The organism is Devosia sp. Root436 (assembly GCF_001426345.1).
Classification (GTDB): Bacteria; Pseudomonadota; Alphaproteobacteria; order Rhizobiales; family Devosiaceae; genus Devosia.
Window position 1 is genome coordinate 33,570 of record NZ_LMEM01000012.1, and the last position, 13,625, is coordinate 47,194.

Genomic DNA, 13,625 nt, shown 5'->3' on the forward strand with positions numbered 1-13,625 from the left:
TGCATGGCCGCAATTCCGTCAAATCGCCCCTTTTGCCATTGACCAATGCGTCACCATGGGCTCAAAGAAGGCACGTTTTCCCGATGATTTCCGGCACGCTTTTGCACACCACCCGTCTCGGCATGACCCTGATCGGCGCGATGCTCGCAAGTCTCGCGTTTTTCGCCACGCCCGCTCATGCCGACCTGCGCATCTGCAACGAGACATCCAACCTGGTCTCGGTGTCCCTGGGCTATCGCGCCGAGCGCGGCTGGATGAGCGAAGGCTGGTGGCAGACCCCGCCGGGCGATTGCCGCGTGCTCTATCAGGGGGACCTCGAAAAGCGCTTCTATTATATCTTCGCGGTGGACGATATCGGCGGCGGCGCCTGGGACGGCTCGGTCTTCATGTGCACGCGTGACGAAACCTTCACAATATTCGGGGTTGAGGATTGCCTCGCCCGCGGTTATGAGCGCACCGGCTTCTTTGAAATCGATACACAGAACCGCACCGACTGGACCTTGCAGCTCACCGAGAGCGCCGACGGCCCCGCTATCGTCGGTCCTGATGCCAGCGAAGATCTCGAAGACCCCACATTCCTTGTCGACCCCGACGACGTCACCATCGATGTCCCGCAGGACGACATAAATACGCAAGAAACGGACACGCAATGAGACGCATGCGACGCGCGAAGATCATCGCCACCCTCGGGCCCGCCAGCCACGAAGAAAAGATGATCGAGGAGTTGGCCAAGGCCGGCGCGGACGTGTTCCGCATCAATATGAGCCATGCCAGCCACGACCTGCTCAAGCAGACCGTCGAGCGCATCCGCAATGTCGAAAAGCGCCTCAACCATCCCCTCGGCGTGCTGGTCGACCTGCAGGGCCCCAAGCTGCGCGTGTGGAAATTCGCCGAGGGGTCGGTCAACCTCGTAGCCGGGCAGAAATTCACCCTCGACAGCCAGCAGAATGACAACGGCAATGCCGAGCGCGTCTACCTGCCCCATCCCGAAATCATCGAGAACGTTTCGGTGGGCGATCGCCTGTTGCTCGACGACGGCAAGCTGGCCCTCAAGGCTGTCAAAGTCGGCAATGGCGCCATCGAGACCGAGGTCATCTATGGCGGCAAGCTGAGCGACAAGAAGGGCGTTTCCCTGCCCGATACGCTGCTGCCCACCGGCGCGCTGACCGAAAAGGATCACGCCGATCTGCTCGCCGGCCTCGCCGCCGATGCCGACTGGATCGCCCTTTCCTTCGTGCAGCGCCCCGAAGACATCATCGACGTCCGCAAGATCGTGCAGGGCCGCGCCGGCGTCATGGCCAAGATCGAAAAGCCGCAGGCCATCGATCGCCTCGAAGAAATCGTCAAGCTCTGCGACGCCATCATGGTGGCCCGCGGCGATCTCGGCGTCGAGCTCCCGCTTGAAACCGTGCCGGGCCTGCAGAAGCGCATGATCCGCATGTGCCGTCGCTATGGCAAGCCGGTGGTCGTGGCCACCCAGATGCTGGAATCGATGATCTCGGCCCCGGTCCCCACCCGCGCCGAAGTGTCCGACGTCTCCATCGCCGTCTTCGAAGGCGCCGACGCCATCATGCTTTCGGCCGAGAGCGCCTCCGGCCAGTATCCGGTCGAGGCCGTCGCTACCATGAACAAGGTGGCCGTGGCGGTCGAGGGCGATGCCAATTATCGCGGCATCATCCGCGCCGCCCAGACCGAGCCGGAAGCCACCGCCGCCGACGCCATTTCGGCCGCGACGCGCCAGGTTGCCGAAACGCTCGACCTTGCCGCCATCGTCACCTACACCGCCTCGGGCTCCACCGGCATCCGCGCCGCCCGCGAGCGGCCCAGCAAGCCCATCATCGTGCTGTCGCCCAATAAGCGCACCATCCGCCGCATGTCGGTGGTCTGGGGCGTCCATTGCGTGCAGACCGAAGATGCCGTCAGCCTCGAGGACATGGTCGATCGCGCCTGCGTCATCGCCTATCAGGAAGGCTTTGCCCGCCCCGGCGACCGCATCGCCATCACCGCCGGCATTCCCCTTGGCACCCCCGGCGCCACCAATATGCTGCGCATCGCCTTCGTCCGCCAGGACGGCGCCGGCTCCAGCTGATCTCGACCTGACGTCACAACGACAAAGGGCCCGCGCGAGCGGGCCTTTTTGCCGACGCCAGCTAGTCGTTGAGCAGCGTGACCAGTGTGCGAAAGGCCGCGCGGAGCGCCGCCTCGGGCATATTGGCGTAGCTTAGAAGCAACGTGCTCTCCTCCGGCGCGGCACCGAGATAATGCCGGCGCAAAAAGGTGAGGCCTATGTCGCGCTTGTGCGCACGCGCGACGATGGCGGCTTCGTTGAGGCGCCGGGAGAAGCGGACGCTAGCGTGCAGGCCGGCCGATATGCCGCTGACTTCGACCTCCGGCAGATCTGACCTGATCACCCCGAGCAGGGCCTCACGGCGATCGCGGTACACGGCGCGCATCTTGCGCAGGTGCCGGTCGTAATCGCCGGTCCTGATGAAATGCGCCAGCGCGAACTGATCGATCCGGCTGCGGCCATAGTCCAGTCGCTGCAGTTCGCTTTCGAGCGCCAGCAGCAGGTCAGGCGGTACCACCATCCAGCCCAGCCTCAGTGCAGGAGCCATCGTCTTGCTCGTCGTGCCCGCATAAACCACATGGTCAGGTGCAAGGCCCTGCAGTGCGCCGATTGGCGCACGGTCGTAGCGGAACTCACCATCGTAGTCGTCCTCGATCGCAACGGCCTTGCAGTCCCGCAACCACGTCGCCAGCGCCAGCCGGCGCGCCCCGCTCATCACCACGCCGGTCGGCGATTGATGCGCCGGCGTCAGCAGCACCGCCTGCGCTCCGCTCCGGGCCAGCGCCGCCACGTCGATGCCGTCTTCGTCGACAGCGACGGGGATCAATGTCAGACCGGCATCGAGCCAGACATGCCTGTCGGTGTAACCAGGCTCCTCAACCGCGAGTTGGCTTACGCCACGGCGCCTCAGGGCCTGCGCAAGAAAGCTCCTTGCCTGCTCGAAGCCACCGGTGACCAGGATTTGCCGCGGATCGGCGCTGACACCCCGCACGCGCCCGAGATAGTCGGCCAGCGCCTGGCGCAGCGGCCAGATGCCGAAGCGCTGCCCGTAGCCGAAGTCATTGGGCACCATCGTCTTGAGTGCCGCCTCGACTGCCTTGAGCCAGCGTGCTGAAGGAAAGGTCGACAGATCCGGAATGCCTGGCCGGAAGTCGTAGCGGAAGAAGGTGGTCGTGAAGCTCTCGGGCGGAAACACCCACACCTGCTGCCGCGGCGCGGTATTCGCCACGCGCGGCGCCGCCCCCTGGCGCAGGGCCAGGTAGCCTTCGGCCGCCAGTTGGGCGTATGCCTCCATAACCAGCGGCCGCGAAATACCGAGACGCTTCGCCAGGGCGCGGGTCGATGGCACCTCGCTTCCCGGCCGCAGGGTGCCGCTGCGGATGGCGTCGCGAAATTGCCGCTCCACCTGCGCGTGCAGGGCCTCCGGACCGTGGCGATCCACCGATATCAGCAGTTCGACCTCGTAACTGGACAACTATTTCTGCTTCAACTGGTCATTAAATTACTGTCCAGCTTGCCATAGCTTTGCATCTGTCCGCTAGCCACGGTTGGAGAAAACCAGATGATCTTCATCGATGTCTTTACCCATCAGCCCGCCCGCTCTCCGATTGTCGGAGTGCTTCATGACATCGCCGGATGGATGGTTGATGCCAAGGCCAGGCGGAAACGAACGGCAGCTTTGCAGGATTTGCTCTTCATGCCGGAGCATCGTCTGCGCGATCTGGGCCTTCGCCGCGAGGACGTGCGCGAAGCTCTGGTGCGTGGCGCGCGTCCCGCTGGACCGGACCAGTTCAACTGACGGACTGCAACCGTCGTCTAACCAGGGCCGGTACCGGCCAGTCACTTCAAAAGGATAGTCACCATGGATGAAATCAAGGGAATCGCCCGGGCCAGGATTCGCCCCGGCAAGCTGGACGAGTACAAGCGCCTGTGCGAACAGGCCATGGAGATCGTGCGCACCCAGGATCGCGGCACGCTTCAGTACGAGATCTTCTTCAACGACGATGAAAGTGAGGCGATCGTGTTCGAGCGCTACCGCGACATCGACGCGGCCATGGAGCATTTCGCCAATATCGGTCACCTGATGCAGCCGCTCATGGCAACGGCCGACGTCGGTGGCGAAGTGCTGGGGACGCCCAGTCCGAAGATGCAACTCGGCAGCGGCGGCCCCAACCTCTACACCCCGTGGCAGGCGTTCCAGCATCCCGCTTCGGGCGCAAAATGACCGCAGGCCTCGCGCAGCCCGACCGGCGGCGCGGGGCCTTGGCCGCGCAGCCCTACTTTTCCATCAGCGTCTTGAGCACCAGCAGGTCCGACAGCATCCATTCCTCTTCCGAGGCAAACATGGCGTCCGACACCAGTGGCTGCTGCACCGACGTATGGGTGAGGGCCGCCCCCGCGCCATTGCGGATCACCCGCACATGCGCCGCGTGGATCACCTGCGGCCCCACCTGCATGCGATAGTCGAGTACGAAATAGGGGTTGGCCGGGGTGAAATGCACGATCACCATGCCGCGCGGGCCGTCATAGGCCCAGCTATCCGGCCCCGCCGCTGGATGCGGCCGGCCGTTCTTCACCAGCGTCCAACTCGCCAGATTGGCCGGATCGACCAGGAAATTATAGATGTCTTCGGCCGGACGGGCGATCTCGACCGTCAGCGTACGCGCCTGGAGCACAGATGCACCTCTTACTCAGCGGCGGCACACTTGCGCAATCATCCTGTGATATCAAGACCTTCCGGGGGGTATCCCGGCGCAGTGCTTAACGCCGCAGCGCTTCCAGCAGGCTCTTGAGTGTCAGGAAGTCGGTGGTGATCCATTCGATGGCGGAGGCGAACTCTTCCTCGCCCATGCCCGGTCGCTGGTAGAAGGTGAAGGTTAGTTCCGTCCCCTCCTCGTTGGGCATGACGCGCATCGGCGTCCATAGCAGCTTTTCGCCCGGCACGAAGATGGCATGGTCGAGCACGCCGAAGGCGTTGACCGGCGTGAACCGGAAATGCCTGATTCCGCCGAAATTGGTCATCGCCTCCCAGTCGCCATTCTCAAGCGGCCGATAGCTGGCCTTGTCCACCGCGGCCCATTCACCATAGTTCAGCGGATTGGCAAGGAAGCGGTAAGCGGCATCGTAGGGATAGTCGATATACAGGGAGATCGTGTGGGAACGCCGCATCTGGTTCTGTCTTCCCGCAACGACCTGATTGAAAAACAAAAGCCCGCTTTCGCGGGCTTGAGTCAACAATCTGGATGTAAAACGGGCTCAGCCCTGGCGGGCCTTGAAGCGCTTGTCCACCTTGTTGATGATGTAAACCCGGCCGCGACGGCGGACGAGCTTGTTCGCGCGGTGGCGAGTCATCAGCGCCTTCAGCGAGTTGCGGATCTTCATCGGTCTATCCTCAGTCAAACAAAATGGGCGCCTGCGCGCCCGGAAACTTGGGGGCATACATATGGAAATTGCCCTCACCTGTCAACGCGCAACGACAGGTGAAATTGCCCCCATGTCGGGCTTTCCCCTGGCCGCTTGCCGGCCGTCCGGTTAACACGCTGTATCGAAAGCTAAGCTATTGTCTCCGCTGTCGATCTGGGGCGCTTCAGGACAAGCGGGAACTGGCATGGCCAACGAGGAAATCACCAAGCGCGGCGTACTGATTGCCGATCACAGCCAGAACATGGCCTCGCTTGTCGCCGTGATGCTGCGCAATCTGGGCCGCAAGGATATCCGCGAGGCCTATGACGCCAACAAGGCCATGACCGAGCTCAAGCGCCGCGTCTTCGACGTGCTCATCATCGACGACGACCTCGACGGCATGGATGGCGTGGCCTTCACCAAAAAGCTGCGCACCGCCGCCGATTGCCAGAACCGCTACGTGCCCATCATCATGATGAGCGCCGCTCCCGATGCCAGGCGCATTGCCGAGGCCCGCGACGCCGGCGTCACCGAATTCCTGCGCAAGCCCTTCGCCGCCAACCACCTGCAGGCCCGCCTCACCAGCATCGAAGCCCATCCCCGCGGCTTCATCGAAGCCGACCAGTATAGCGGCCCCGACCGCCGCCGCCGCACCGTGGGTGTCGGCGAGGAACGGCGAGCGGGCAAGAAAAACAAGGCGAGTTAGCAGATATCGAGTGGAGCCCAAGTCACCTCTCCCCTGAGGGGAGAGGTCGACCCGAAGGGTCGGGTGAGGGGTTCAGCGCCGCGTCGGGCACCGCACCTTTCACCAGCCTTGAACCCCTCACCCACCCAAGGTGTCCCCCTCAGTGGAACCGCTGAAAAAAGGCCCGCCAAAGCGGGCCTTTCCATGTCCTACGCCCCCAGCACCGCTTCTTCTGGCACCTCGATTTCGCGCCAGCGGTGGCAGGCCACCAGCCTGCCGTCCTCGATCATTTCCAGCGGCGGCCGCGTCTCGGCGCAGAACGGCTTGGCAAACCGGCAGCGCGTGCGGAACGTGCAGCCCGAGGGCGGATTGATCGGCGAGGGAATTTCCCCCTTGAGCGCGTCGATATTGCGCTGCCGCGCCAGCTTCGGATCGGGGATCGGCACCGCCGTCAGCAAGGCCCGCGTATAGGGATGCCTGGGATCGTCGTAGATCTCGTCACCCGTCGCCAGCTCGACGATCCGTCCCAGATAGAGCACCAGGATGCGGTCGGACACATGCCGCACCACACTCAGATTGTGCGAGATGAAGATCAGCGTCAGCCCGAACTCGTCCTTGAGCTCGGCCAGCAGGTTGAGAATTTGCGCCTGGATCGATACGTCCAGCGCCGAAACCGGCTCGTCGCAGACGATCAGCTTGGGCTCGGTGATCAGCGCCCGTGCAATACCGATACGCTGCGCCTGCCCGCCCGAGAATTCGTGCGGATAGCGGTTGATCATCTCCGGCAGCAGCCCCACCGCTTCCATGATCTTGAGCACGCGGGCGCGGCGCTCTTCCTTGTTCATTTCCGGCCGCAGCGTGCGCAAGGGATCGGCGATGATCTCGCCCACCGTCATGCGCGGATTGAGCGAGGCCAGCGGATCCTGGAAGATGATCTGCAGGTCCGCCCGGCGCTTGCGCATCTCCTCCGCCGGCAGGCGGGTCAGATCCTGCCCCAGCCACAGCACCTGGCCTTCGTCGGGCGTCAGCAACTGCAGGATGCAGCGGCCCAGGGTGGACTTGCCACAGCCGCTTTCGCCTACAATGCCCAGCGTCTCGCCCTGGCGGATGTTGAAGTTGATGTTTTCGAGCGCCGTCAGCGTCAGCTGGCGGAACAGGCCGCCCGAGATCGAGAAGGTCTTCTTGAGATCCTTGATTTCGAGCAGGTTGATCGGGGTCTGGTCCATCAGGCGACCTTTCCATAGGCCATCGGGCCTTCGTAGAAACACGCCTTTTCGCGGCCATTGCCGGTATCGGCCAGCGGCGGCCTTTCGGCCAGGCACCGATCGAAGGCAAAGGCGCAGCGCGGGTTGAACGAGCAGCCCTTGGGCAGGTGTTCGAGACTCGGCGGCAGGCCCTGGATCGGGTCGAGCCGCGCCGTGCGATGAGCGATATGCGGCGTCGAATGCAGCAGGCCCAGCGTATAGGGATGGCGCGGATCGTAGAACAGGTCGTCGACCGTGCCCTTTTCCACCGCCCGGCCGCCATACATCACCATCATGCGATCGGCGACACCAGCCACCACGCCCAGGTCATGGGTAATCAGCACCAGCGACGTGCCGAAATCATCGGTCAGTGTCTTGAACAGATCGAGCATCTGCGCCTGCACCGTCACGTCCAGCGCCGTGGTCGGCTCATCCGCGATCAGGATTTTGGGTTGGCACAGCAAAGCCATGGCGATCATCACGCGCTGCCGCATGCCGCCCGACAATTCGTGCGGATAGGCATTGGCGCGCTTCACCGGTTCGGGGATGCCGACCCGCTCCAGCATTTCCACCGCGGCCATCGTCGCCTTCCGCTGATCGAAGCCGCGATGCTTGACCAGCACCTCGCTGAGCTGCGTCTTGACCTTGAGCGTCGGATTGAGCGACGTCATTGGATCCTGGAAGATCATCGCGATGTCCTTGCCGCGATGGGTATCGAGCTGGCGCGGCGCCATGCCGATGAGGTTGATATCCCCCATCATCGCCCGGCCGCCGGCCTGGCCGTTCTTGGCCAGCAGCCCCATGATGGCGAGGAAGGCCTGGCTCTTTCCCGATCCCGATTCACCGACCACCGCCAGCGTTTCGCCCTCGGACAGCGAGAAGTTCATCTCGCGCACGGCGTGAACTTCGCTCTGGTGCAGGGCGAAGGTCACCGACATGTCCTCGACGGACAACACAGTTTTCATCTTATCGATCCTTGGGGTCGAGCGCGTCACGCAGGCCGTCACCGATATAGGTCAGCGCCAGCAGCAGGCTCACGAGGACTACGGCGGGGCCGATCAGCATCCAGGGCAGCGTCTCCGCCACCGGCGAGCCGAATGAGATCAGCGTGCCGAGCGAGGTTTGCGGTTCCTGCACGCCGAGCCCCAGATAGGACAGGAAGCTCTCGGTGAGGATGATCTCTGGGATGGTGAGCGTAGAATAGATCACCACCGGGCCGGTGAGGTTGGGCACGATATGCCGCGTGATGATGGTCCAGGGCTTGGCCCCGCCCGCCTTGGCAGCCTCGACGAATTCGCGTTCCTTGATCGACAGCGTCTGCCCGCGCACGATACGCGCCATGGTCAGCCATTCGAGACACCCGATGCCCACGAACAGCAGCACCGGATTGCGCCCGAACATCACCACCAGAATGATGACAAACAGGATATAGGGCAGCGCATACATGATATCGACGAAGCGCATCATCACAGCGTCGACCTTGCCGCCGAAATAGCCGGCGACCGCGCCGTAGATGATGCCGATACACACCGAAACCAGCGTCGCCACACCCGCCACGATCAGGCTCATCTGCGTGCCCTGCATGATGCGAGCCAGCATGTCGCGGCCATTCTGGTCGGTGCCGACAAAGTGCCCGGCCTCGAAATTGGGCGGCTTGCGAATACCGGTCCAGTCGATCTTGTCATAGGTCCAGGGCAGGAAATACGGCCCGACGAATGCGAACAGGATGATGAACACGACCACGAAGATCGACACCACCGCCGCCTTGTTGCGCGCCAGGCGCCGCACGGCATCCTGGGTCAGCGAACGGCCCTTGGGGGCGTCGAGCGTTTCGAGCCTCTGCGCATACTCGGTGAGTACGGCGTCCTTGCCAGTAATGCCGGCCATCAGCTGTACCTCACCTTGGGATCGAGCCAGGCATAGATGATATCGACGAGCAGGTTCACCGCCAGGATGATGAACATGTACAAAATGGTCGTCCCCAGCACGAGACCATAGTCCCGGTTGAGTGCCGCGCTGATGAAGTATTTGCCGATCCCCGGCAGGGCGAACACCTGCTCCACCACCAGCGAGCCGGTGAGCAGATAGCTCAGCCCCGGCCCGAGATAGGACACAACCGGCAGCAAGGCCGGCTTGATCGCATGCCGCGCCAGGATGAGTCTCTGGCCGAGGCCCTTGGACTTGGCGGTGCGCACATAATTGGTGCCCAGCACTTCGATCATCGAGCCGCGCATCAGCCGCGCCGTGCGCCCGGCATGGGGCAGCACCAGCACCGTGATCGGCAGCACCAGATGCGGGATCGACCCCGCCTGCCAGCCGCCGGCGGGGAACCAGTCGAGATAGACGCCGAACACCAGTTGCATGATGGCGGCCATCAGGAAGTTGGGCACCACCAGCCCGATCATCACCAGCAGCACCAGCACATAGTCCGGCCACTTGTTCTGGTTGACGGCGCTGAGCGCCCCGGCGACAAGCCCGACAATCGTGCCGATGATGAAGGCCGAAAAGCCCAGCATCAGGGTGAAGGGCAGGCCGATCCACAGCATCTCGGCCACGGTAAAGTCATTATAGACCATCGAGGGGCCGAAATCGCCCTGCAGCAGCCGCCAGACATAGATGAAATACTGCTGGATCAGCGGCAGGTCGAGATTGTAGTGCGCCCGCAGGTTCGCCAGCGTCGTGGGCGGCAGCGCGCGTTCACCGTCAAAGGGACCGCCAGGCGCCAGCCGCAGAATGAAGAAACAGGCAGTCACGGCAATCAGCGCTATCGGAATCGCCGACAGCACGCGCCGTGTCACATATCCAAACATGAATTCGGACCTTTCACATCCACCGCGCCACAAGCCTGGGGCCAACCGGGTGGATAAAATAACGGCGCCGCCCCTCCCAAGGGGCGACGCCGCAGGTTTCTAGGCGACTACTCGGACTTCGAGAGCCAACGCGTACGGTGGATATCCGAGGCGTTGCTGACGAAACCGGTGACCTTGGGCGAGACCACGTTCTGAGCGATGTACCAGTAGATCGGGAACGCGGCGGTTTCATCCATCGCGATCTTTTCGGCCTGGCCCAGCAGCTTGGCGCGGGCGGCCAGATCCTGCTCGGTGGTGGCCTGGTCCATCAGCGCGTCGAACTCTTCGTTCGAATAGCGGCCGTAGTTGTTGCCCCAGTTCATCTGGCCGTCCTGCATGATGCCGGTACGCAGCAGGTCGAGCGTGTTGGACGGGTCGGAATAGTCCAGCAGCCAGCCGGCACGACCGATATCGAAGTCACCGGCGCGCAGGGCGTCGTAGTGCACCGCGGTTTCGGAGTTGAACAGCTCGGTCTTCACGCCAATCTGTTCCCACATGGCCGAGATCGCCACGGCGATGCGCTGGTGGTTGTCATTGGTGTTGTACTTGAGCTGGACCGGCAGCGGGGAAGCCGAGGTATAGCCCAGGCCTTCCATGATCGACTTGGCTTCCGCCACGCGCTCTTCATAGGAGAGGCCGATCCATTCGGGCTGGTAGGGTTCCACGCCTTCATAGTTGGCAGTGCCTTCCGGCACCCAGCCATAGGCCGGTAGTTCGCCGGTGCCCAGCACGTCGGGGCCGATCACGTCGCGGTTGATCGCCATGGACAGGGCCTTGCGCACGTCGGCATTGTCGAAGGGCGCCTTTTCCTGGTTGATCACGTAGTAGTAGATGCCCAGGAACGGGGCGAAATAGTCCTGGCCCGGCAGGTTGGTCTTGATCCACTCGGCCTGGTCCGACGGAATATCGGTCAGGATGTCGTATTCGCCGGCGCGGTAGCGCGACAGGGCGGCAGCCAGGTCGTCCTGCACGAAGTAGTTCACTTCATCGATCTGGACATTGGCGGCATCCCAGTAGGTCTCGGACTTGACCGACTTGATATAGCTGCCCGGCACCCACTCGGTGGGGGTATAGGGGCCGTTCGACACGATGTTCTCGACCTTGGTCCAGTCATCGCCGACCTTGTCGATCACGTGCTTCGGCACGGGATAGGCGGTGTAGTGGGTCAGCGCCTGCAGGAAGAACGGAGTGGGGCCTTCGAGGGTGATCTCGACGGTCTTGTCGTCGAGCGCCTTGACGCCCAATTCATTGAAGTCGGTCACGGTGCCTTCGGCGATTTCCGAACCGTTCTTGATCGGGAACTGCAGGTAGGCATAGTCCGAAGCGGTCTTGGGATCGAACAGGCGCTGGAAGGCAAACACGAAGTCTTCAGCAGTCACCGGAACGCCGTCCGACCACTGGATGCCGTCACGCAGCTTGAATGTATAGACCAGGCCGTCGTCGGAAATGGTGAAGCTCTCGGCCTGGCCGGGAATGGCTTCGGCATTGGCGTCTTCCGCCATCAGGCCTTCGATATAGTCGCCGATGATGCGGTTTTCCCAATCGCCCGACGCCTGATGCGGGTCGATCGAGCCGGGCTCGGAGCCGTTCATCATGTTGAGCGTAACGGCCGAAGCAGCGCTGGTCATCAACACCGCCATCAGGCCGGCAGTCGCTACCGCAGTCAGGGTTTGCGTGATTTTCATTCTCGTCCCATCTCCTTGTGGAATTCCCGAAATCGTCTTTTTCCCGCAGTCGTAGGTGCTGCGGAGTTCAAAAGCTCTTGCGGCCGGCGGATTTTACCCCCCGGTCAAGATTGCTGGACGGTATTACGCAATTCCGTCCACTGACAAGCAAAACATTGACCTAAGCGTCAAGGCTGGCCGAATTATTAACACACTGTGCATACCCGCAAACCCGCAACGGCTTTGCTCCACGATCACGATCGGGGGAACGATGTGCTACAGCCAGCCGACCTGCTGGGCGCCATAGATCGCGATGGCCAGCACGACGAGCCCCAGCCAAGGCACCCAGCCGGGCAGCGGCCCGCGCGGCTTCTTCCCCGGCGGCTCCGGCTTCTTTTCCGGGCGGCGAAATTTGAGGACATTTTCGTTCATGCGGCGCTTTCGACAATGGCCGCGACACCCATGCCGCCGGCCGTACAGACGCTCAACAAAGCGCGTTTTCCCGGCGCCGTCGAGAGCATCTTGGCGGTCAGCCCCAAGATGCGCGCACCGGTCGCGGCGAAGGGATGCCCATAGGCCAGGCTCGATCCCTTGACGTTGATCTTTGCCGGATCGACCGGGCCGAGCACGCTGTCGCGCCCCAGCACGGTCTTGCAGTATTCCGGGTCGTCCCACGCCTTGAGGGTACACAGAACCTGCGCCGCAAACGCTTCATGCAACTCGAAAAAATCGATATCGGCAAAGCTTAGGCTATGCCGCGCCAGCATTTCGCTGACCGCAATGGTCGGGGCCATCAGCAGCCCCTCGCCATGCGCGAAATCATTGCCCGCCACCCGGCCGGTGGTGAGATAAGCCAAAACCGGCAGGCCGCGCGCCCTGGCCCATTCTTCGCTCGCCAGCAGCACCGAGGAGGCGCCATCGGTCAGTGGCGTCGAATTGCCCGCCGTCAGCGTACCATGGCCGGAATTCTTGTCGAAGGCCGGCTTCAGGGTCGCCATTTTCTCGATATTGGCGTCGGCACGCACGTTATTATCGCGCACGAGGCCTGCGCATTGCACGAGCAGATCATCGTGGAAGCCTTCATCGTAGGCCTTGGCGGCATTGCGATGGCTGGCCACCGCCAATTCATCCTGCGCCTGCCGCGTAATGCCCCATTCGCGCGCCATCAGCTCGCAATGCTGGCCCATCGACATCCCGGTGCGCGGCTCGTTGACCGAAGGTGCCACCGGCGTCAGCTCGCCAAACGAAAATCCCTTGAATGCCCGGAGCTTCTCGCCGCCGCTCCGCGCCTTGTTCACATCGAGCAGCCTGTGCTGGAACTTGTTGCCAAAGACGATGGGGCTATCGCTCACCGTGTCCGAGCCGGCGGCAATGCCGCTGTCGATCTCGCCCGAGGCGATCTTGGCTGCCAGCACCAGCGCCGCCTGCAGGCTCGTGCCACAGGCGATCTGCATCGTCGTTCCCGGCGTGCGCGGCGAAAATCCGGCATCCAGCGTCGCCTCGCGGGCAATATTGAAATCCCTGGAATGATTGATGACGGCCCCCGCCATCACCTCATCGATCTTCTCGCCTTTGAGCCCATATTTGTCCGCCAGCCCGCCCAGCACCGTGCCCAGCATGGAGAGGTTGGTCTCCTCGACATAGGCGGTATTGCCCCGCGCGAAGGGAATGCGCGCCGAACCGACGATCGCGACTTTCCGAAGTTCAGCCATG

At 62.9% G+C, this 13,625-nt stretch carries 16 protein-coding genes; 5 read left to right on the forward strand and 11 right to left on the reverse strand.

Annotation, left to right across the window (positions count from 1 at the left end):
• The first annotated feature begins 83 nt into the window (after positions 1-83).
• Both ASD04_RS13190 and pyk read left to right on the forward strand, forming a co-directional pair.
• The gene (locus ASD04_RS13190; RefSeq protein ID WP_156461249.1) at positions 84-653 is read left to right on the forward strand and encodes a DUF1036 domain-containing protein; all 570 of its coding nucleotides are present in this window, start codon (positions 84-86) and stop codon (positions 651-653) included.
• Positions 650-2,089, forward strand: a complete 1,440-nt coding sequence (pyk, locus tag ASD04_RS13195; protein WP_056257706.1) for a pyruvate kinase — start codon at positions 650-652, stop codon at positions 2,087-2,089. The genes ASD04_RS13190 and pyk overlap by 4 nt, the downstream gene beginning before the upstream one ends.
• 61 nt (positions 2,090-2,150) lie before the next feature.
• Here the strand turns inward: pyk and ASD04_RS13200 are convergent, their stop codons facing one another.
• Positions 2,151-3,542 (reverse strand): PLP-dependent aminotransferase family protein, encoded by a 1,392-nt coding sequence (locus ASD04_RS13200; protein ID WP_056257709.1) that lies wholly within the window; start codon positions 3,540-3,542, stop codon positions 2,151-2,153.
• A gap of 87 nt (positions 3,543-3,629) precedes the next feature.
• Here ASD04_RS13200 and ASD04_RS13205 point away from each other — a divergent pair, with 87 nt between their 5' ends.
• A complete protein-coding gene (locus ASD04_RS13205; RefSeq protein ID WP_056257711.1) occupies positions 3,630-3,866 on the forward strand; it encodes a hypothetical protein in 237 nt (78 codons plus the stop codon).
• A 63-nt stretch (positions 3,867-3,929) separates the two neighbouring features.
• Positions 3,930-4,292 (forward strand): antibiotic biosynthesis monooxygenase family protein, encoded by a 363-nt coding sequence (locus ASD04_RS13210; RefSeq protein ID WP_056257713.1) that lies wholly within the window; start codon positions 3,930-3,932, stop codon positions 4,290-4,292.
• A 52-nt stretch (positions 4,293-4,344) separates the two neighbouring features.
• On the opposite strand, the gene ASD04_RS13215 is transcribed toward ASD04_RS13210, so the two are convergent.
• The 3 genes from ASD04_RS13215 to ykgO all read right to left on the reverse strand — a co-directional run bounded on the left by ASD04_RS13215 (position 4,345) and on the right by ykgO (position 5,449).
• Positions 4,345-4,743: an SRPBCC family protein gene (locus ASD04_RS13215; protein ID WP_056257715.1), complete on the reverse strand. Its 399-nt coding sequence runs from the start codon at positions 4,741-4,743 to the stop codon at positions 4,345-4,347.
• 85 nt (positions 4,744-4,828) lie between these two features.
• The gene (locus tag ASD04_RS13220) at positions 4,829-5,236 is read right to left on the reverse strand and encodes a hypothetical protein (protein WP_056257718.1); all 408 of its coding nucleotides are present in this window, start codon (positions 5,234-5,236) and stop codon (positions 4,829-4,831) included.
• An 87-nt stretch (positions 5,237-5,323) separates the two neighbouring features.
• Positions 5,324-5,449 carry a type B 50S ribosomal protein L36 gene (gene ykgO / locus ASD04_RS13225; protein ID WP_046105532.1) on the reverse strand — a complete coding sequence of 42 codons (126 nt, stop codon included), beginning with the start codon at positions 5,447-5,449 and terminating at the stop codon, positions 5,324-5,326.
• Between the two features lie 226 nt (positions 5,450-5,675).
• Between ykgO and ASD04_RS13230 the strand changes: the two genes are divergently transcribed.
• Positions 5,676-6,176 (forward strand): response regulator, encoded by a 501-nt coding sequence (locus ASD04_RS13230; protein WP_056257721.1) that lies wholly within the window; start codon positions 5,676-5,678, stop codon positions 6,174-6,176.
• A gap of 188 nt (positions 6,177-6,364) precedes the next feature.
• Here ASD04_RS13230 and ASD04_RS13235 read toward each other — a convergent pair whose 3' ends face one another.
• The 7 genes from ASD04_RS13235 to ASD04_RS13260 form a co-directional block, all read right to left on the reverse strand.
• Entirely contained in the window at positions 6,365-7,381 is a 1,017-nt protein-coding gene (locus ASD04_RS13235) for a dipeptide ABC transporter ATP-binding protein (protein WP_056257724.1), read from the reverse strand.
• Positions 7,381-8,364 (reverse strand): ABC transporter ATP-binding protein, encoded by a 984-nt coding sequence (locus tag ASD04_RS13240; RefSeq protein ID WP_056257727.1) that lies wholly within the window; start codon positions 8,362-8,364, stop codon positions 7,381-7,383. The genes ASD04_RS13235 and ASD04_RS13240 overlap by 1 nt, the downstream gene beginning before the upstream one ends.
• A gap of 1 nt (position 8,365) precedes the next feature.
• A complete protein-coding gene (locus ASD04_RS13245) occupies positions 8,366-9,286 on the reverse strand; it encodes an ABC transporter permease subunit (protein WP_056257731.1) in 921 nt (306 codons plus the stop codon).
• Complete coding sequence (locus ASD04_RS13250; protein ID WP_056257733.1) at positions 9,286-10,209, reverse strand: ABC transporter permease subunit; 924 nt, start codon at positions 10,207-10,209, stop codon at positions 9,286-9,288. Before ASD04_RS13250 ends, ASD04_RS13245 begins: the two co-directional genes overlap by 1 nt.
• A gap of 107 nt (positions 10,210-10,316) precedes the next feature.
• Entirely contained in the window at positions 10,317-11,933 is a 1,617-nt protein-coding gene (locus tag ASD04_RS13255) for a peptide ABC transporter substrate-binding protein (protein WP_056257737.1), read from the reverse strand.
• 255 nt (positions 11,934-12,188) lie between these two features.
• Positions 12,189-12,344: a hypothetical protein gene (locus tag ASD04_RS19460; RefSeq protein ID WP_156461250.1), complete on the reverse strand. Its 156-nt coding sequence runs from the start codon at positions 12,342-12,344 to the stop codon at positions 12,189-12,191.
• On the reverse strand, positions 12,341-13,624 hold the full coding sequence (locus ASD04_RS13260; protein WP_056257740.1) for an acetyl-CoA C-acetyltransferase: 1,284 nt from the start codon (positions 13,622-13,624) through the stop codon (positions 12,341-12,343). The genes ASD04_RS19460 and ASD04_RS13260 overlap by 4 nt, the downstream gene beginning before the upstream one ends.
• Position 13,625: the final 1 nt, after the last annotated feature.